This is a genomic window from Desulfovibrio cuneatus DSM 11391 (assembly GCF_000430005.1).
Classification (GTDB): domain Bacteria; phylum Desulfobacterota; class Desulfovibrionia; order Desulfovibrionales; family Desulfovibrionaceae; genus Frigididesulfovibrio; species Frigididesulfovibrio cuneatus.
Genome location: NZ_AUCY01000015.1, coordinates 45,422 through 59,188 on the forward strand (window position 1 = coordinate 45,422; position 13,767 = coordinate 59,188).

Annotated in this window: 11 protein-coding genes; all 11 read right to left on the reverse strand. The window is 53.7% G+C overall.

Annotated features, from left to right (window positions below):
* Positions 1 to 88: 88 nt before the first annotated feature.
* The 11 genes from G497_RS0103985 to glmS all read right to left on the reverse strand — a co-directional run bounded on the left by G497_RS0103985 (position 89) and on the right by glmS (position 13,580).
* On the reverse strand, positions 89 to 364 hold the full coding sequence (locus tag G497_RS0103985) for an HU family DNA-binding protein (RefSeq protein WP_027187181.1): 276 nt from the start codon (positions 362 to 364) through the stop codon (positions 89 to 91).
* 105 nt (positions 365 to 469) lie between these two features.
* On the reverse strand, positions 470 to 1,309 hold the full coding sequence (locus tag G497_RS0103990) for a MinD/ParA family protein (RefSeq protein WP_027187182.1): 840 nt from the start codon (positions 1,307 to 1,309) through the stop codon (positions 470 to 472).
* Between the two features lie 4 nt (positions 1,310 to 1,313).
* Positions 1,314 to 2,174: a GGDEF domain-containing protein gene (locus tag G497_RS16640; protein WP_051257819.1), complete on the reverse strand. Its 861-nt coding sequence runs from the start codon at positions 2,172 to 2,174 to the stop codon at positions 1,314 to 1,316.
* Positions 2,152 to 3,271, reverse strand: a protein-coding gene (prfB, locus tag G497_RS16645; protein ID WP_211228738.1) for a peptide chain release factor 2 whose coding sequence is annotated in 2 segments (ribosomal slippage) — positions 2,152 to 3,195 and positions 3,197 to 3,271 — 1,119 coding nt in all. Because the reading frame shifts where the segments join, the coding sequence is not laid out codon by codon here. Before prfB ends, G497_RS16640 begins: the two co-directional genes overlap by 23 nt.
* 3 nt (positions 3,272 to 3,274) lie before the next feature.
* Positions 3,275 to 5,005, reverse strand: coding sequence for an apolipoprotein N-acyltransferase (lnt, locus tag G497_RS16650; RefSeq protein WP_051257820.1), 1,731 nt, complete (start codon positions 5,003 to 5,005; stop codon positions 3,275 to 3,277).
* Positions 5,002 to 5,844 carry a hemolysin family protein gene (locus G497_RS0104010; RefSeq protein ID WP_027187184.1) on the reverse strand — a complete coding sequence of 281 codons (843 nt, stop codon included), beginning with the start codon at positions 5,842 to 5,844 and terminating at the stop codon, positions 5,002 to 5,004. The genes lnt and G497_RS0104010 overlap by 4 nt, the downstream gene beginning before the upstream one ends.
* 198 nt (positions 5,845 to 6,042) lie before the next feature.
* Positions 6,043 to 7,080, reverse strand: a complete 1,038-nt coding sequence (locus tag G497_RS0104015) for a PilZ domain-containing protein (protein ID WP_027187185.1) — start codon at positions 7,078 to 7,080, stop codon at positions 6,043 to 6,045.
* A 466-nt stretch (positions 7,081 to 7,546) separates the two neighbouring features.
* The gene (mnmG, locus tag G497_RS0104020) at positions 7,547 to 9,433 is read right to left on the reverse strand and encodes a tRNA uridine-5-carboxymethylaminomethyl(34) synthesis enzyme MnmG (RefSeq protein WP_027187186.1); all 1,887 of its coding nucleotides are present in this window, start codon (positions 9,431 to 9,433) and stop codon (positions 7,547 to 7,549) included.
* A gap of 256 nt (positions 9,434 to 9,689) precedes the next feature.
* The gene (locus G497_RS0104025; RefSeq protein ID WP_027187187.1) at positions 9,690 to 10,913 is read right to left on the reverse strand and encodes a M20 family metallo-hydrolase; all 1,224 of its coding nucleotides are present in this window, start codon (positions 10,911 to 10,913) and stop codon (positions 9,690 to 9,692) included.
* A 223-nt stretch (positions 10,914 to 11,136) separates the two neighbouring features.
* The gene (locus tag G497_RS0104030) at positions 11,137 to 11,412 is read right to left on the reverse strand and encodes a PxxKW family cysteine-rich protein (protein ID WP_027187188.1); all 276 of its coding nucleotides are present in this window, start codon (positions 11,410 to 11,412) and stop codon (positions 11,137 to 11,139) included.
* Positions 11,413 to 11,753: 341 nt separating this feature from the next.
* Complete coding sequence (gene glmS / locus G497_RS0104035; protein ID WP_027187189.1) at positions 11,754 to 13,580, reverse strand: glutamine--fructose-6-phosphate transaminase (isomerizing); 1,827 nt, start codon at positions 13,578 to 13,580, stop codon at positions 11,754 to 11,756.
* Positions 13,581 to 13,767: the final 187 nt, after the last annotated feature.

Below are 13,767 nucleotides of genomic sequence, written 5' to 3' on the forward strand. Positions count from 1 at the left end.
ACTAAGCCATTGAATAACCTAGCCCACAACGAATAAGCGTGGGGAGTTGCGCAATGGCTTGCAGTTTGCCTGCTGGAAAAGACCCGAACTAGGAGTTAATAAAGTCTTTCAACTCTTTCCCAGCCCGGAAAAATGGCAGGCGCTTTGGCTGTACGGAAACAGTTTCACCTGTTTTTGGGTTTCTGCCAGTGTACCCTTTGTATTCTTTTACTTTAAAGCTTCCAAGCCCGCGTAGTTCAACACGCTGGTTGGTAAGCAACGCATTTCGGATGCTGTCGAAAAACGTATTGACAATAATGGTCGCTTCATCGGTTGAGATGGCATTCTTTTCTGAAAAGGCCTTGATGAGCTCACTCTTATTCATACTGTTTCTCCTTGACTTATAATTCTTTGCATAGAGTATGAAACATTTCTTGGTAATGTGCAATAGTTTTTACACAAAACTGAATTACCCATGGGGGAATGCATACTATTTTTGTGCAGTTTCATCTCCTGAACGGAGTGAACGGGGCACAAGGGGGCCATTTTCAAGGTCTTCTTCTGTGGCGGGGTTTTCAAGGCGCAGCAGGCCTTTGGCAAGGCTTTGGCAGTCTTTTGAGGCTTGCGATTGAGGAAACAATTCCATAAATGGCCGCTGCATTCGAACCGCTTCAAGTACTTTTGGGTCGTTATGCACTGCCCCTAAAAAAGTGGGTTTAAGGCGTAAAAAGCGTTCACACACAGTGCACAGGCGGTTAAAGGTATGTTGGGCTTCTGTCAGGGTTTCCACTTGGTTTACCAGAATGTAAAAGCTGGAAACATCGTATTTGGCGGTGAGCACCTTCATAAATGCATAGCCGTTTGTCATGGAAGTGGGTTCCGGAGTAACAACCAGAATACGCATGGAAGTGGCAGCGGCAAAGCTGAGTGCCGTGGGGGAAATACCTGCGCCAATGTCCAGTAACAGGTAGTCATACTCCTCGGCAAAGGGGTTTAAGGCACTGCACACAATGGAAATGCTGGCACTATCGAGTTCCGCGAAAGAGGCCAGGCCGGAGTTGGCAGGAATAAGGTCGAGCTTGGCAGCACCTTCATGCACAATGGGCATAACAATATCTTCCGGTTTATCGCCGGAAATGAGTATGTCTTGCATATGCTTTTCAGGAGCAATGCCCAAAAGGACGTCCATGTTGGCAAGGCCCATGTCACAGTCTACAATAAGCGTGTTGTGTTCCATGCGGGAAAGGGTATAGCCAAGGTTCAGGGTTAAATTGCTTTTCCCCACACCGCCTTTGCCGCTTACAATGGAAATACTTTTCGTTTTGGTCATGCCATTACTCCGTATAGCAGGCAGCAAAAAGCAATTGCTTTTCGTCTTTATGCACTAGGGTGCCCATGTCTTTCATCATTTTTGTTGATTGTGCAATGGTAATACAATTTCTGCCACTTTCCTTGGCCGCATACAGGGCTTCATCAGCAAGGCGCAGCAAGCCTTCCGGTGTGGGGGTACCGTCCATGTGGCTCAGGCTGGCAACTCCAGCAGAAAAGGTCACAGAAAATGGAAGAAGTTCGCCCCAGCGGAATGATTCCCTGCTAAAATCCTCTAGCAGTCGTTTGGTAATATGGCGGGCTGTCCATGCTGTGGCGGCTGGCAGCAGCAGGGCGAACTCTTCCCCCCCAATGCGGGCGGGAATATCATATGGCCGGCAAGAATTGCGGAGCATAGTGGCAAGGCGTTGCAGCACAATGTCGCCACAGGCATGGCCATAAGTATCGTTTACACGTTTAAAGTGGTCAATATCAATAATAACCAGGCTTAATTCCGCATTGGTGCGTGTTGCCCGCAAAAATTCGGTTTTTAAGATTCTGTCGAAAAAACCGCGATTGTAAATTCCCGTCAGGGCGTCGCTGTCGCGCTGGCGGGCCAGCTCTGCCTGGGCAGAAAAAATGGCTTCCAGTGCTTTTGCCTGTGTGGTGTGCAGGGGAATGGCCAACCAGTCTGTAAGGGCATGTGCGGTAATGCATTTTTGCAATGCATGGGCCGGCACATTCTTCACAAGGCGCACAAGGGCAGAACCTTCCCCTTCAGGAATGGCTGCTTCCCCTAGTTCCTGGATAATGCCTACACATTTTTCCAGTTCGGCAAGCATGGCTGCATCATGCAGCGCGTGTTCAGGTCCCGGTTTTTTGTTCATGGCGGTATAGGAGCAATCCGTGAATAAAGGTGTCTATGGCACCGTCCAACACAGCATCTACATCGGTCATTTCCACATTGGTGCGGTGGTCTTTTACCAGCCGGTAAGGCTGGAGGGTGTAGGTGCGAATTTGGCTGCCAAAGTTGATGGCCTCTTTGTCAAGGTACTGGCTTTTCCGTTCGTCCGCAACTTTACGAAGCTCCAGGTCATAAAGGCGTGCCCGTAAAATTTGCATGGCAGAATCGCGGTTACTATGCTGCGATTTTTCGTTCTGGCACTGTACTACAAGGCCAGAAGGAGCATGGGTTATACGTACGGCGGAGTTTGTTCTGTTCACATGCTGGCCCCCCGCGCCGCTGGCCCGGAACACGTCTATACGCAGGTCTTTTTCTTCAATCACAATGGAGATTTCTTGTTCCGCATCGGGCAGCACGTCTACTGAAGCAAATGAAGTGTGCCTTCTGCCCGAAGAATCAAAGGGAGATATGCGAATAAGGCGGTGAATGCCCTTTTCCCCTTTTAACAAGCCAAAGGCATTGGTGCCTTTAACGCGCAAGGTAACGCTTTTCAGGCCAGCTTCGTCGCCCCCCTGGTAGTCCAGGTGCTCTGTGGCAAAGCCGTGGGCGTCTGCCCAGCGCAAAAACATGCGCAGGAGCATGGCAGCCCAGTCCTGTGCCTCTGTGCCCCCTGCCCCTGGGTGAATTTCCAAAATGGCAGAGGCGCTATCTTCTTTTTCTGAAAGCAGCAGTTCCATTTCTGCTTCTTCCAGCAGGCGGCCAAGTTCATGCACTGCCGCCTCCAAAGCTTCCAGTGCTTCCTGGGCCGGGTCGTCTTCCACCATCAGCAGCCAGTCTTGGGCTTCATCATGGGCAGCTTGCAGGGTAGCTGCGCGCTTCTGTTCGTTTTCCAGGCGGCTTCGTTCCTGCAAAACAGGGGTCAGCTTTGTGGGGTCATTCCAGGCGTCTGGTGCTGCAAGCTGTTTTTCAATTTCTTCGCGGCGGTGTTGCAGGCCCTCCAGGTCAAAGCCGCCCCCGAAGCTGGGTATATTTGTCGGTAAGGGGGGCAAGGGAAGTACGAAGGTCGGCAAGCTGCAACATAATCTATTTCCTGAAAGGGTTACGGGTAAGCCCGGCAAAGGCCAGGGCAGCCAGGGAAAGGCAGGCCAGCAGCACTTCAAGGGCAAGGCCTGCGCGCAGGTACCACGTGGTGGCTGTTTCCGGGTACACCGTGACAACGGTGGTGGCTTCCTGAAACAGAACCCCGGGGGTGGTAATGCGCCCGTAGCTGTCTATGGCGGCGTTCAGGCCGGTATTTGTGGCACGTACCATGGGGCGCATTTGCTCCACAGCCCGCATGGAGGCAAGATACAGGTGTTGCCATGGGGCAGAACTTGGGCCGAACCAGGCGTCGTTACTAATAGTAATAAGCACTGTGGCCCCCTGGGCAACCCGTTGCCTTGCGTACTGCGGGAATATTACTTCATAGCAGATGAGCGCCCCAAGAGCAACGTATACAGGTTGCGCTGTGCCGGAGTCCCCAGCATTCACGCTTTTGTCATTGAATTCGGTCTTTTCGCCTTGCCCGGAAGGCAGGGCGTTTCCTTGCGGCTGTGATGCCCCAGAGCCAAGGGGGAGGGCTGGCAAGGCCAGCATAAGCGGGGCCGTGCGGGTGCCTTTGGCAAAATCAACCCCTTGCAAAATGTTGCGTAAAAATTCGAAGGTCAGGGCAAGGGGAATGTATTCCCCAAAAGGCACCAGATGCATTTTGTCGTAAAAATCAGCATCGTTCCCTTGTGGGGTGAGCAGTTGCAGACGGTTTGAAAGCTGGGCACAATAATCATCTGGCCCAGACACGCACCCGAGGGTGCCAAAACCAAGGCTAACCCCTTCCTCCCTGGCAATGTTACGTACGACGGCTGCAAGGTATTCTTCCTCAGCAAAAACGAAAGGCACGGCGGTTTCTGCCCACAGTACAAGGTCAATGGGGGGCGCACCAGGGGTTGCTTTTTGGGTTTGCAGCATGGTTCTGGAAAGGGCTATGTGCTTTTCCAGAGCTGCCAGTTTTGTTTGGGGCAGCCATTTTTGGTTTTGGTCTACATTGCCTTGCACAAGGCCAACGGTAAATGGCCTGCCCTGCGGGGCCGGGGCGCTGGCAAGGCGCTGCCAGCCATACAGGGGCATGGCAGCAAGCAGAAATACCCCCAGGCTCAGGGGCAAGAGCAGGGCTGTTTTTTTATCCCCTGCCGGAGGCAGGCACAGCACCCCCAAAAGAGCCGCTGCTGTAGCATACCATGCAGTAAGGCCGTTGCTGCCCAGTATGTGGGCACCTTGCACAAAAGCATTCCAGGGGGCAAACGCGGTGGCAAGGTTCAGCCAAGGGAAGCCGGAAAAAAGCCAGCCGGCAATGACTTCAAACCCGGCATACATCAGGCCAAAAGCGATAGCCAGCCCCGCTGGTCCAAAGGGGATGCGCCGTTGCAAGCGGTGCAGGCACAGGGCTGTTAGGGCTGGGTACAGGGCCAAATAGCTGCCTACCAGCACAACGCAGGGCACGGCCAGGGGCAGGGGCAACCCCCCCACCTGATAAATGGGATACACCAGCCAGTACAGGCAAGGGGCAAACCCCAAAAGGCCAAGCACCCACCCCCGGCGAAAGGCCACAGGGGCTGTGGGGGCGCGCAGGGCCAGTACAAAAAGGGAAAGCGGGAAAAGGAGTATGGCCGCAGGAATGTGGACCACAGGGTTGGCAAAGCCCAAGAAACAGCCCACAGCGCCTAGCAAAGAAAATGCCAGGGCAAGCTGCTTTTCGCAGCCGGGTGCGGGGGGCTTCATGCGTGTGGCAAGGCTTTAGGAGCGCTGAGTGGCTCTGCCAGAATGCGGCGCACCTGCCGGGTGTTGGCCTGTTTTACCACAAAGCGCATGGAATGAATGGTAAAGCTTTCTTCTGCCTTGGGCACATGCCCGGCAAGGTGGGTAAGGTAGCCACCAATGGTATCTACTTCTTCAGACTGAATGGAAAGGCCAAGCTGTTCATTAATGTCTTCCAGGTAGGCCCTGCCGGAAATGTCAAAGGTGCCGTCTGGTTTTACCTGAATTTCGGCCTGTTTGGGGGCATCGTGTTCGTCTTCAATTTCCCCTACAATCTCTTCAAGCACGTCTTCAAAGCTCACCAGCCCGGTAGTGCCGCCAAACTCGTCCAGAATAATGGCGAGGTGGTTTTTTTGGCGCTGGAATTCATGCAGCAAATCCACCACATCTTTTGTTTCCGGCACAAAAAAAACTGGGCGCATGCAGGTGTGGGCAGGTTGCTTCATGCTTTCAGGCTCCAGGCAAAAGCGCAGCAGGTCTTTTGCGTGAACAACGCCTATAAAGTCGTCGCGGGTTTCTTTGTACAGAGGAATGCGGGAATGGCCAGAAGAAAGAATAAGGCCCATAACGGTGTGCAGGGTGTCTGTGTGGCTTGCGCACACAATATCAGTGCGGGGGGTCATTATTTCCTGCACCTGCATGTCGTCCAGGCGTAACACATTAAGCAGCATGGAGCGTTCGCTTTGGTCCAGCTCACCCTCTTTGCTCGCTTCATCAATGGCGGCCTCTACAGACTCAGCACCCTTGCCCAGCAATACCTTTTTAATGGCATGCCAAATACTACTGCCAGAACCTTCGTCCAAAACGGAACTCCCTTTGTATAGAGAAGTTAGTACATGAAATTGCCCTGTATGGCGGGCAGGGCAGTTTTTAGTAAAACTCCCCTTGCCGAAAAACAGAATAAGCGCCCACCCGCAGGTTGTAAACAGCAGCGGCAAACCTGTGCCAGCTCCTGATGCATAGACAACACAGTACAACTATATGCCGCAAAATATAAAAAATCAATCCTGCCGCTGGGGAAGTTCGCGCAGCAGTTCAAGGTGGCGGCGCATAATCCAGTTGCCAATGCATTCCACTTCGCTGTTCAGAGAAATTTTAAACCAGTCCAGCCTGCCGGGGGTGTCTGCCATGGTGGTTCCCTTTTTGGCCTTGGCCCAGGCAATAAACTGCAAACCAACGTACAGGTCGTGGGTAGTTTGTTCTTCCCACAGGTTTTGAATGCGGCATTGCAGCCATACGCGCAGGCGTTTTTGGGCGTCCGGGTCTATCAGGTCCATTAGCAGCAGCACTTGCCCTACGGAATGAAAGGCCAGGGGGGTGTCGCGCAGGGTTTGCCGGGGAACGAACACCCGCATACCCCCTGCGGAAAGGTTCAGAATGTGGAATTGTTCAAATTTGGCGGGCATCAGCAGCAGGGTTGGGTCTGCCCAATCATTAATATCATCAAGCTGGTGGGCAAGGGGCATGTCCTGTTCACACCACAATGCCCCGCCGCGTACAAGGTCAAGCGGGGGGGTCAGGCGCAAAAAAGCTCTTTTCTGGCGGTTTTCCAGTATTGCGGGAATGGCTATGTCAACTTCTGCAAGGTTCTGGCCGCGGTTACGCACCCCTTCAATAGTGCTTTTGCAGGTAAGGTAGGTGGAGAATCCGTCTACTTTTACACGAAAGTACACATGCACCGCCCTGCCAATCCAGTAGTCGGAAAGGGTGCGTATACTGGTAATTTCAATAATAACATGGTCTCTTGTTATGGTAAGCGGCGTGCAGCGCAGGGCAGGGCGCTTTGTTCCGTCTTCCGAATCCGGCTGCACATCAAAAGCGCTGCGCTGGTCAATGGCGGCACGGAGCAAGTTTTTAATTTGCTTTGGGTCTTCAATATTGCCGTAGGGAATATAATGGTGCTGTTTTTCCTTGCGCGATTTAAGAACCAGCGCAAGCAAAAGCACGGCAATAACGCTTAGTACCCCAATAAGCCACGGACTTAATGCCGAGCCTACAAAAACTTGCGCCGCAAAGCTATTGCTTATTTCGCTTAACATAAGTGCACCGCACTGTATAAAAAATGGTTGTTCCAAGCTTCAGCGGGCATGCGGCCCGGCATATGCATTGTCCACTGGGCGTATGTACTGCGTTACTCACATTTTCTCATGGTTTCTCATGAAAGCAACACTTGGTAGGATATGCCCTGTCAATCTGTAAGCAAAGAGTGTTCCACACTAATGGCAAATGTGAAAAGGCGCAATACCTTATGTGAGTTATATTGGAAGGTTACTCCGTTATTACAAGGGATTCCTGTAATTTTTCGGCCCTGAAAAAAAGCGTAACTGGCTTGGATAGTAATGGAATTCCGGGAATCCGTAGGGATTTTTCAACCAGAAACAACCACAAGAGCCAAAGCGCCCGGCAAAGAGTATTTTCCGGGCGCTGCGCAATACGAGCTGTGGATTTTATACGACGGCTGCAAAGCGGCGTATGGAGCCAGTGTGCCTTCTTAAAAAGGCCGCATCAGCGTTTCCGTAAATAAATTTCCAGACATTGTACCATGGCCTGGCTAATGCCGGGTATACGGCTTGCCTGCCCAAGGGAAGAAGGACGCAGCGCGGAAAATTTTTCCCGTGCTTCCAGGCTCAGGCCGGGAACAGCAGTATAATCCATGTGTTGGGGTAAGGCGAATGTATCATACCCTGTACTGCGCCGGGCAAGTTCTTCCTGCCGGGTGACATAGCCTGCGTAACGGAACATGGTTTCCGCCTCAAACAGGACGTCCTGGGGGAACTGTTCCAGGGCAGGGCACAAGGGAAACAGGGAAGCAAACGTCACCGCAGGGCGGCGTAGCAATTCCCCCAGGGGCAAGGCATTGGTCGGGGCAGGTTCCCCCAATGCGGCAAAAAATGCCTGTACTTCCTTGTTGGGAGAAATGCGGGTGTGTTCCAGCAATTGCGTAACTTCGGCAAGACTTTCTTTTCGTTGTAAAAAAGCGTGCCATTGGGTGTCATGCACAAGGCCGTGGTTGCGCCCTGCCTGGGTAAGGCGCAGGTCTGCGCTGCTTTCGCGCAGCAGCAGGCGGTGTTCCGCACGGGAGGTAAGCATACGGTAGGGTTCATTGGTGCCTTTGGTCACCAGGTCGTCTATAAGAACCGCCATGTAGGCCTGGTCGCGCCCTGGTGTAAAGGCAGGCTTGCCCTGCTTTTTTGCCGCAACGTTTATGGCGGCCCACAGACCTTGGGCGGCAGCTTCCTCATAACCGGAAGTACCGTTTATTTGCCCGGCAAACCACAGGCCGGGAATGTCTTTGGCTTCCAGAGTGGGGTGCAGCATGGTGGCGTCAATTACGTCATATTCAATGGCATAACCGGGCCGTACCACGTGGCTGTTTTCCAGGCCGGGAATGGTGCGGAGCATGGCAATTTGCACTTCCAGGGGGAACCCGGTGGGCAGCCCGTTGGGGTAGCATTCTGCACTGTGGGTGCCTTCAGGTTCTACAAACACCTGGTGGCGTAACTTTTCAGGAAAGCGGGCAATTTTGTCTTCAATGGAAGGGCAGTAACGCGGCCCAGGCCCAGGAATGGCCCCGTTGTACATTGGGGAGGTTTTGAGCGATTTTTCAATAACCTCATGGGTTTTAGGGGTTGTCCAGGTAAGGTAACAAGGCTGCTGTGGCAAGGGGTTTTGCGGCGCTTGCCAGCTAAAGCGCGGGGTAGGGGTTGCGCCGTCCTGGCGTTCCATAACAGAAAAATCAATGCTGCGGGCCAGCAGCCGGGGGGTGGTACATGTCATAAACCGGCGCAAGGTAAGCCCCAGGGTTTCCAGGCTGCGGGCAAGGCCCGTGCTGGGGGCATCGCCCAGCCTGCCTCCGGCCTGGGTGTGGCTGCCAATATGAATTTTTCCTCGTAAAAATGTCCCTGCGGTGACCAGCACGGCGCTGGCGGCAAATTCCTGCCCCAACGCTGTGCTAATGCCGGAAACGCTGCCGTTCTGCGTAAGAATGCATTCCGCCATGTTTTCAAACACGAACAGGCCTGGGGCATGCAGGATATCGTATTTTACCGCAGCCATGTAGGCTTCTCTGTCCATTTGGGCGCGGGTGGCCCGCACAGCAGGGCCTTTGCTTTCATTCAGGGTGCGAACCTGAATGGCCCCGGCATCTGCCCAGCGCCCCATGCTGCCCCCAAGGGCATCAATTTCCCGCACCATATGCCCTTTGCCAAGCCCCCCCACCGCGGGGTTGCAGGAAAGGTGCCCAATGCGGTCGGCATTGCCGGTAACCAAAAGGCAGGTAAGGCCCATGCGCGAAGCGGCCATGGCGGCCTCGCACCCGGCGTGCCCTGCGCCTACAACGATAAGGTCAAAATGGCTGGGAAGAGGCGTGGGAGAAGTAAAAACGGAAGGCATAAAGACTCTCTTGCTAGTGTAGGAATGGAGAGTATTGCACAATTGAAATTGTTGTACTTTACTTGGGGAGGCTCTGCCTCCCCAACCCCCTCCGCCAAGGGCATGATGCCCTTGGAACCCGCATCGGCATTCAACTTTTCGCAAATGGGGGTCAAGGGGAATCATTCCCCTTGCAGGGGGCTGGGGGACAGCGTCCCCCAATAAAAGTCAAAAAAATTCATTGTGCAATGGCCTCGAATGATAAATCAGTGTTGCCTTAGGCATTCATGAGCATGTGCAAAAATACTTTAGCATCGCCAATGGTGTGGGGAATGCTGGAGCGTTCATTGGGAACATGGGGGTTGGGTTCTAATGTGGCCCACACGGCCGCGGGTATGCCCATGGCCCGTAAGGGGCTGGCCAGGGTTTGGCCCCCGGCCCCGTAAAGTGTGGCTGTTTTTCCCATGGTGGCCTGCAGGGCATGTTGCAGGCGGGTAACAACTTCGGCATCTTCCGGGGTAGCGCTTGCCCCGGAAAGTTGATGTGCCACTTCAATGTCTACCGTGGTACTAAAATTCTTGGCTACTTCGTCCACAATGCTGCGGCAACGTTCCAGCACGGCTTCCGGGGTGTGCCCAGGCAGCAGGCGGCAATCCATATAAAATACGTCTTTGCCCGGTATGGTGTTGATGTTTTCCACATTGGCCTCTTTTTTGGACGGCACAAATGTAGACCAGGAAGGAGAAAACAGCAGGTTTTTATCACGAAAGCGCCTGTACAGCTCTTCCAGGGCCAGTATGCAGGCAGAAGCCACCACAAGGGAATTGATGCCCTGGTCAGGAACGCTGGCATGGCATTGTTTGCCGTGGATGGTAAACTTCAGCCACAGGCAGCTTTTTTCGGCAATCTGGATTTTGCTGCTGTCTGCCACGCCTGTGTCTGGCACCACCACCAAATCGCCCGGCTGAATAAGGCCGGGGTTGGCAGCAAGCATGTGGGGCAACCCGTGGCGCATGCCTGTTTCTTCATCTGCCACAAACAAAAGGCCAAGGGAAAGTTCAGGTTCTACCTTGTTGGCAAGTAATGTTTTGGCTGCCAGCATGGCGCTTACAATGCCTTGCTGGTTATCTTCCACCCCTCGCCCATACACATAGTCGCCTTCTACATGCAGGGTAAAGGGCGGGGTACGCCACAGGGCTGCATCCCCGGCAGGCACCACGTCCATATGTCCCACCAGCCACAGGGTTTTTTTCTGTTTGCCGGGCAGCACGGCCACAATGTTTGGCCGCTCGCCTGAAGGAACCCGGGGGTCGGGGCAATTGATGTGGGTAATGTGGGGTATGCCCATGGCGGCAAGTTCCTGGGCAAGCCAGGCAGCCTTGGCTGTTTCCCCTTCTCCGCCGCTTTCCGGTCCCAACGCAGGGCGGGTGGTCAGTTCACGTTGCCACGTAATCACCTGTTCACGCTGTTGGTCTAGAAAGAGATCCAATGGGGCTATCATAAAGAAGATTCCTTTTGGGTGAATGAGCGCTGGAAAGAGTGGCAGCGCAGAGCACTCTTTTTTTGCAGAAACAAAAAAAGAGAAGGGGCTTTCCCCTTCTCTTTTTGATAACAATACTGCCTCCCCTTGTACAGGGGATTTTGGCCACTTGTCTGCATGTATATTGACTATTGCGACATTACGCCCAGTATATCCAAGGAAGCACTCATTGCATGGCGTTTTTCTACCGGCCTTTGGCAGCGCGCTTAGAAGCCTTAAGTGGGTTCACTTTCACGTTAGCAGCCTGGGTCTGCTTTGCATGGGTGGAAAAGTTGCAGTTGCCAAGGGACCATTTGGCTTCTGGCATGGGGTAGGCAGAGCAAAAGCGCTGGCCTTCAAATTCACGAACGCGGTTGCAGCCTTCGCATTTTTCAACTACTGGCTGGAATACGGCACCGTTAAACACCATACCTTCGGCAGACATGGTTGCACCAGAAAACGTATTTGGGGTTGCGCTCACGGGGGACCTCCCTTTCGCGCCTGAAAGACGCGGATTGATGAAATGTACAGGACAATACCTAATTTATGGGGCTGGGGCACCGTTGCCACAGGGGGCCTGGGCAAGGGGCGGCTAAACACGCTAGGGGCAGCATGTTGCATGCCGTGCGTGGCTGGTGTGTCAAAATACCAAGCCGCCAATGCCTCGTTACCCTGTAGCAGGAGGCATTGTGAACTGGAAATATTTAGCCTCGTTTTTATTAATGTCAAGCATTAATTGCATGAACCCGACTTTATCCGTTTTTGCGGCGGGATATAAGATTCGGCTGCATGGCCGCCTGCACCCCGCCGCATCGCTCCACCTTATTCTACGGTAACGCTTTTTGCCAGGTTACGGGGCTGGTCCACATCGTTGCCCAGGTGGCAGGCTGTTTCATAGCTCAGCATTTGCAGGGCGGCAAGTTGCAAAAAGCCTCCCAGTGGCCCCCAGGCTTCAGGAATAATCCATAAGTGGGTGGCATTCAGTTCAAAGCCGGGCTTTGGCGGGTTGGTCAGGGCAATAACCGGGCCACGGCGGGCTTGCACTTCTTCAAGGTTCGACTTGTTCTTGGGGAACAAAGCGTCGTGTGGTGCAAGAATGAATGAGGGAAAGTCCGGCTCAATCAAAGCAATGGGACCGTGCTTCATTTCGCCGGAGGCGTATCCTTCCGCATGGATATAGGAAAGCTCTTTTACCTTGAGTGCGCCTTCCAGGGCCAGGGGGTATGCCTGCCCGCGCCCCATGAACAGCATGCCCTTGCAGGCTGCAAAGCGCCAGGCCAGGTTTTTGGCTTCTGTTTGCAAGTTGGGCAGTGTTTCTTCCAGTTGTCCGGGCAAGGTGGCAAGGCCAGCTACGGCTTGTTGCATTATTTCCGGTGCAAGGGTGCCTTTTGCTTTGCCCCAGTGCAGGGCCATGAGCAGCAGAACTACCATTTGGCTGCACAATGCCTTGGTGGAGGCCACGCTTATTTCCGGGCCAGCCTGGGTATACACCACGGTGTCGGCTTCCCTGGCAATGGAGGAACCCACCACGTTGCACAGCCCCAGCACCAAGCAGCCCTTTTCCCTGGCAATGCGCAGGGCAGCAAGGGTGTCTGCTGTTTCGCCTGACTGGCTGATAACAAGCACCGCTTCGCCTTTTTCCAAAATGGGATTGCGGTAGCGAAATTCCGAAGCAATTTCCACTGTGGTGGGTATGCCAGCCCATTCTTCAAACAGGGGTTGGGCCCACATACCTGCATGGAATGATGTGCCGCACGCCACAATACGCAGGCGGCTGGGCACGGGCTTTTGGGCCAGTTCCGGCACGTTTACGCTGCCCCCCTGTATGCGTGAAGCGGTGCAGTTGGTAATAACCGAAGGCTGTTCAAATATTTCCTTCAGCATGAAATGGCGGAACCCACCTTTTTCTGCCGCCTGCATGTCCCACTGAATACGTTGCGCCTTTTTGGCAACCGGGGCAAGGGTGGCAAGGGAAAACACTTCCCAGGTGGTGGGGGTGATGCGGACAATTTCCCCGTCTTCAAGAAACACCACATCTTTTGTGTAGGGCAAAAAGGCGGGAATATCGGAAGCCACAAAGTTTTCACCCATACCCACGCCCAGCAAAAGTGGGGCGGAGTGGCGGGCAGCATAAATGGTGTTTGGCTCGTCCGGGGAAAGCAGGGCCACCGCATAGGCCCCTGTAGACTTGCGCAAGGCAGCAGCAAAGGCTTCCAGCAGGGGCACGCCGGGGCGCAGTTCATTGGCAACTGCGTTTACCAGCACTTCACTGTCTGTATCGGAAAAAAACTGTATGCCTTTGGCCAGCAGTTCTTTTTTGGTTTCCTGGTAATTTTCAATAATGCCGTTGTGAACAAGGCTGAGATTGCCTGCAAAAGACTTGTGCGGGTGTGCGTTGCTTTCATTGGGTTCGCCATGGGTGGCCCAGCGGGTGTGCCCAATGCCTGTGGTGGCAAGGGAAATTTCCATGCCAGCCAGTTTTTCTTCCAGGGCGGTTAGCTTGCCTTTGGCCCGCACAACATTCAGTTCTTTATTTTGCACAAAGCAAACGCCGGAAGAATCGTACCCCCTGTATTCCAGGCGGTGTAGTCCTTCAAGAATAAGTGGCACCGCGGGGCGGTGCCCGGTGTAGCCAATAATACCGCACATCGAGTGACTCCCTTCCATAAGATGAACGCCGAAGCGTTGGTGGAACAGACCATTGCAGGGGGGCTGTTGGCCCAAAAGCTACCTTGGCCTGAAGTGCAAAACCGCAGGGAATCCTGCTGTGATTGCCAAGCAGAAATACACCGGGCAAGGCCGCTACGCAAGAAAAATACCAGCAGGGAGGCAGAAA

Coding starts and splice junctions, on each gene's coding strand:
- G497_RS0103985 (WP_027187181.1), bottom strand. CDS start 364: ATGAATAAGAGTGAGCTCATCAAGGCCTTTTCAGAAAAGAATGCCATC.
- G497_RS0103990 (WP_027187182.1), bottom strand. CDS start 1,309: ATGACCAAAACGAAAAGTATTTCCATTGTAAGCGGCAAAGGCGGTGTG.
- G497_RS16640 (WP_051257819.1), bottom strand. CDS start 2,174: ATGAACAAAAAACCGGGACCTGAACACGCGCTGCATGATGCAGCCATG.
- lnt (WP_051257820.1), bottom strand. CDS start 5,005: ATGAAGCCCCCCGCACCCGGCTGCGAAAAGCAGCTTGCCCTGGCATTT.
- G497_RS0104015 (WP_027187185.1), bottom strand. CDS start 7,080: ATGTTAAGCGAAATAAGCAATAGCTTTGCGGCGCAAGTTTTTGTAGGC.
- mnmG (WP_027187186.1), bottom strand. CDS start 9,433: ATGCCTTCCGTTTTTACTTCTCCCACGCCTCTTCCCAGCCATTTTGAC.
- G497_RS0104025 (WP_027187187.1), bottom strand. CDS start 10,913: ATGATAGCCCCATTGGATCTCTTTCTAGACCAACAGCGTGAACAGGTG.
- glmS (WP_027187189.1), bottom strand. CDS start 13,580: ATGTGCGGTATTATTGGCTACACCGGGCACCGCCCCGCGGTGCCACTT.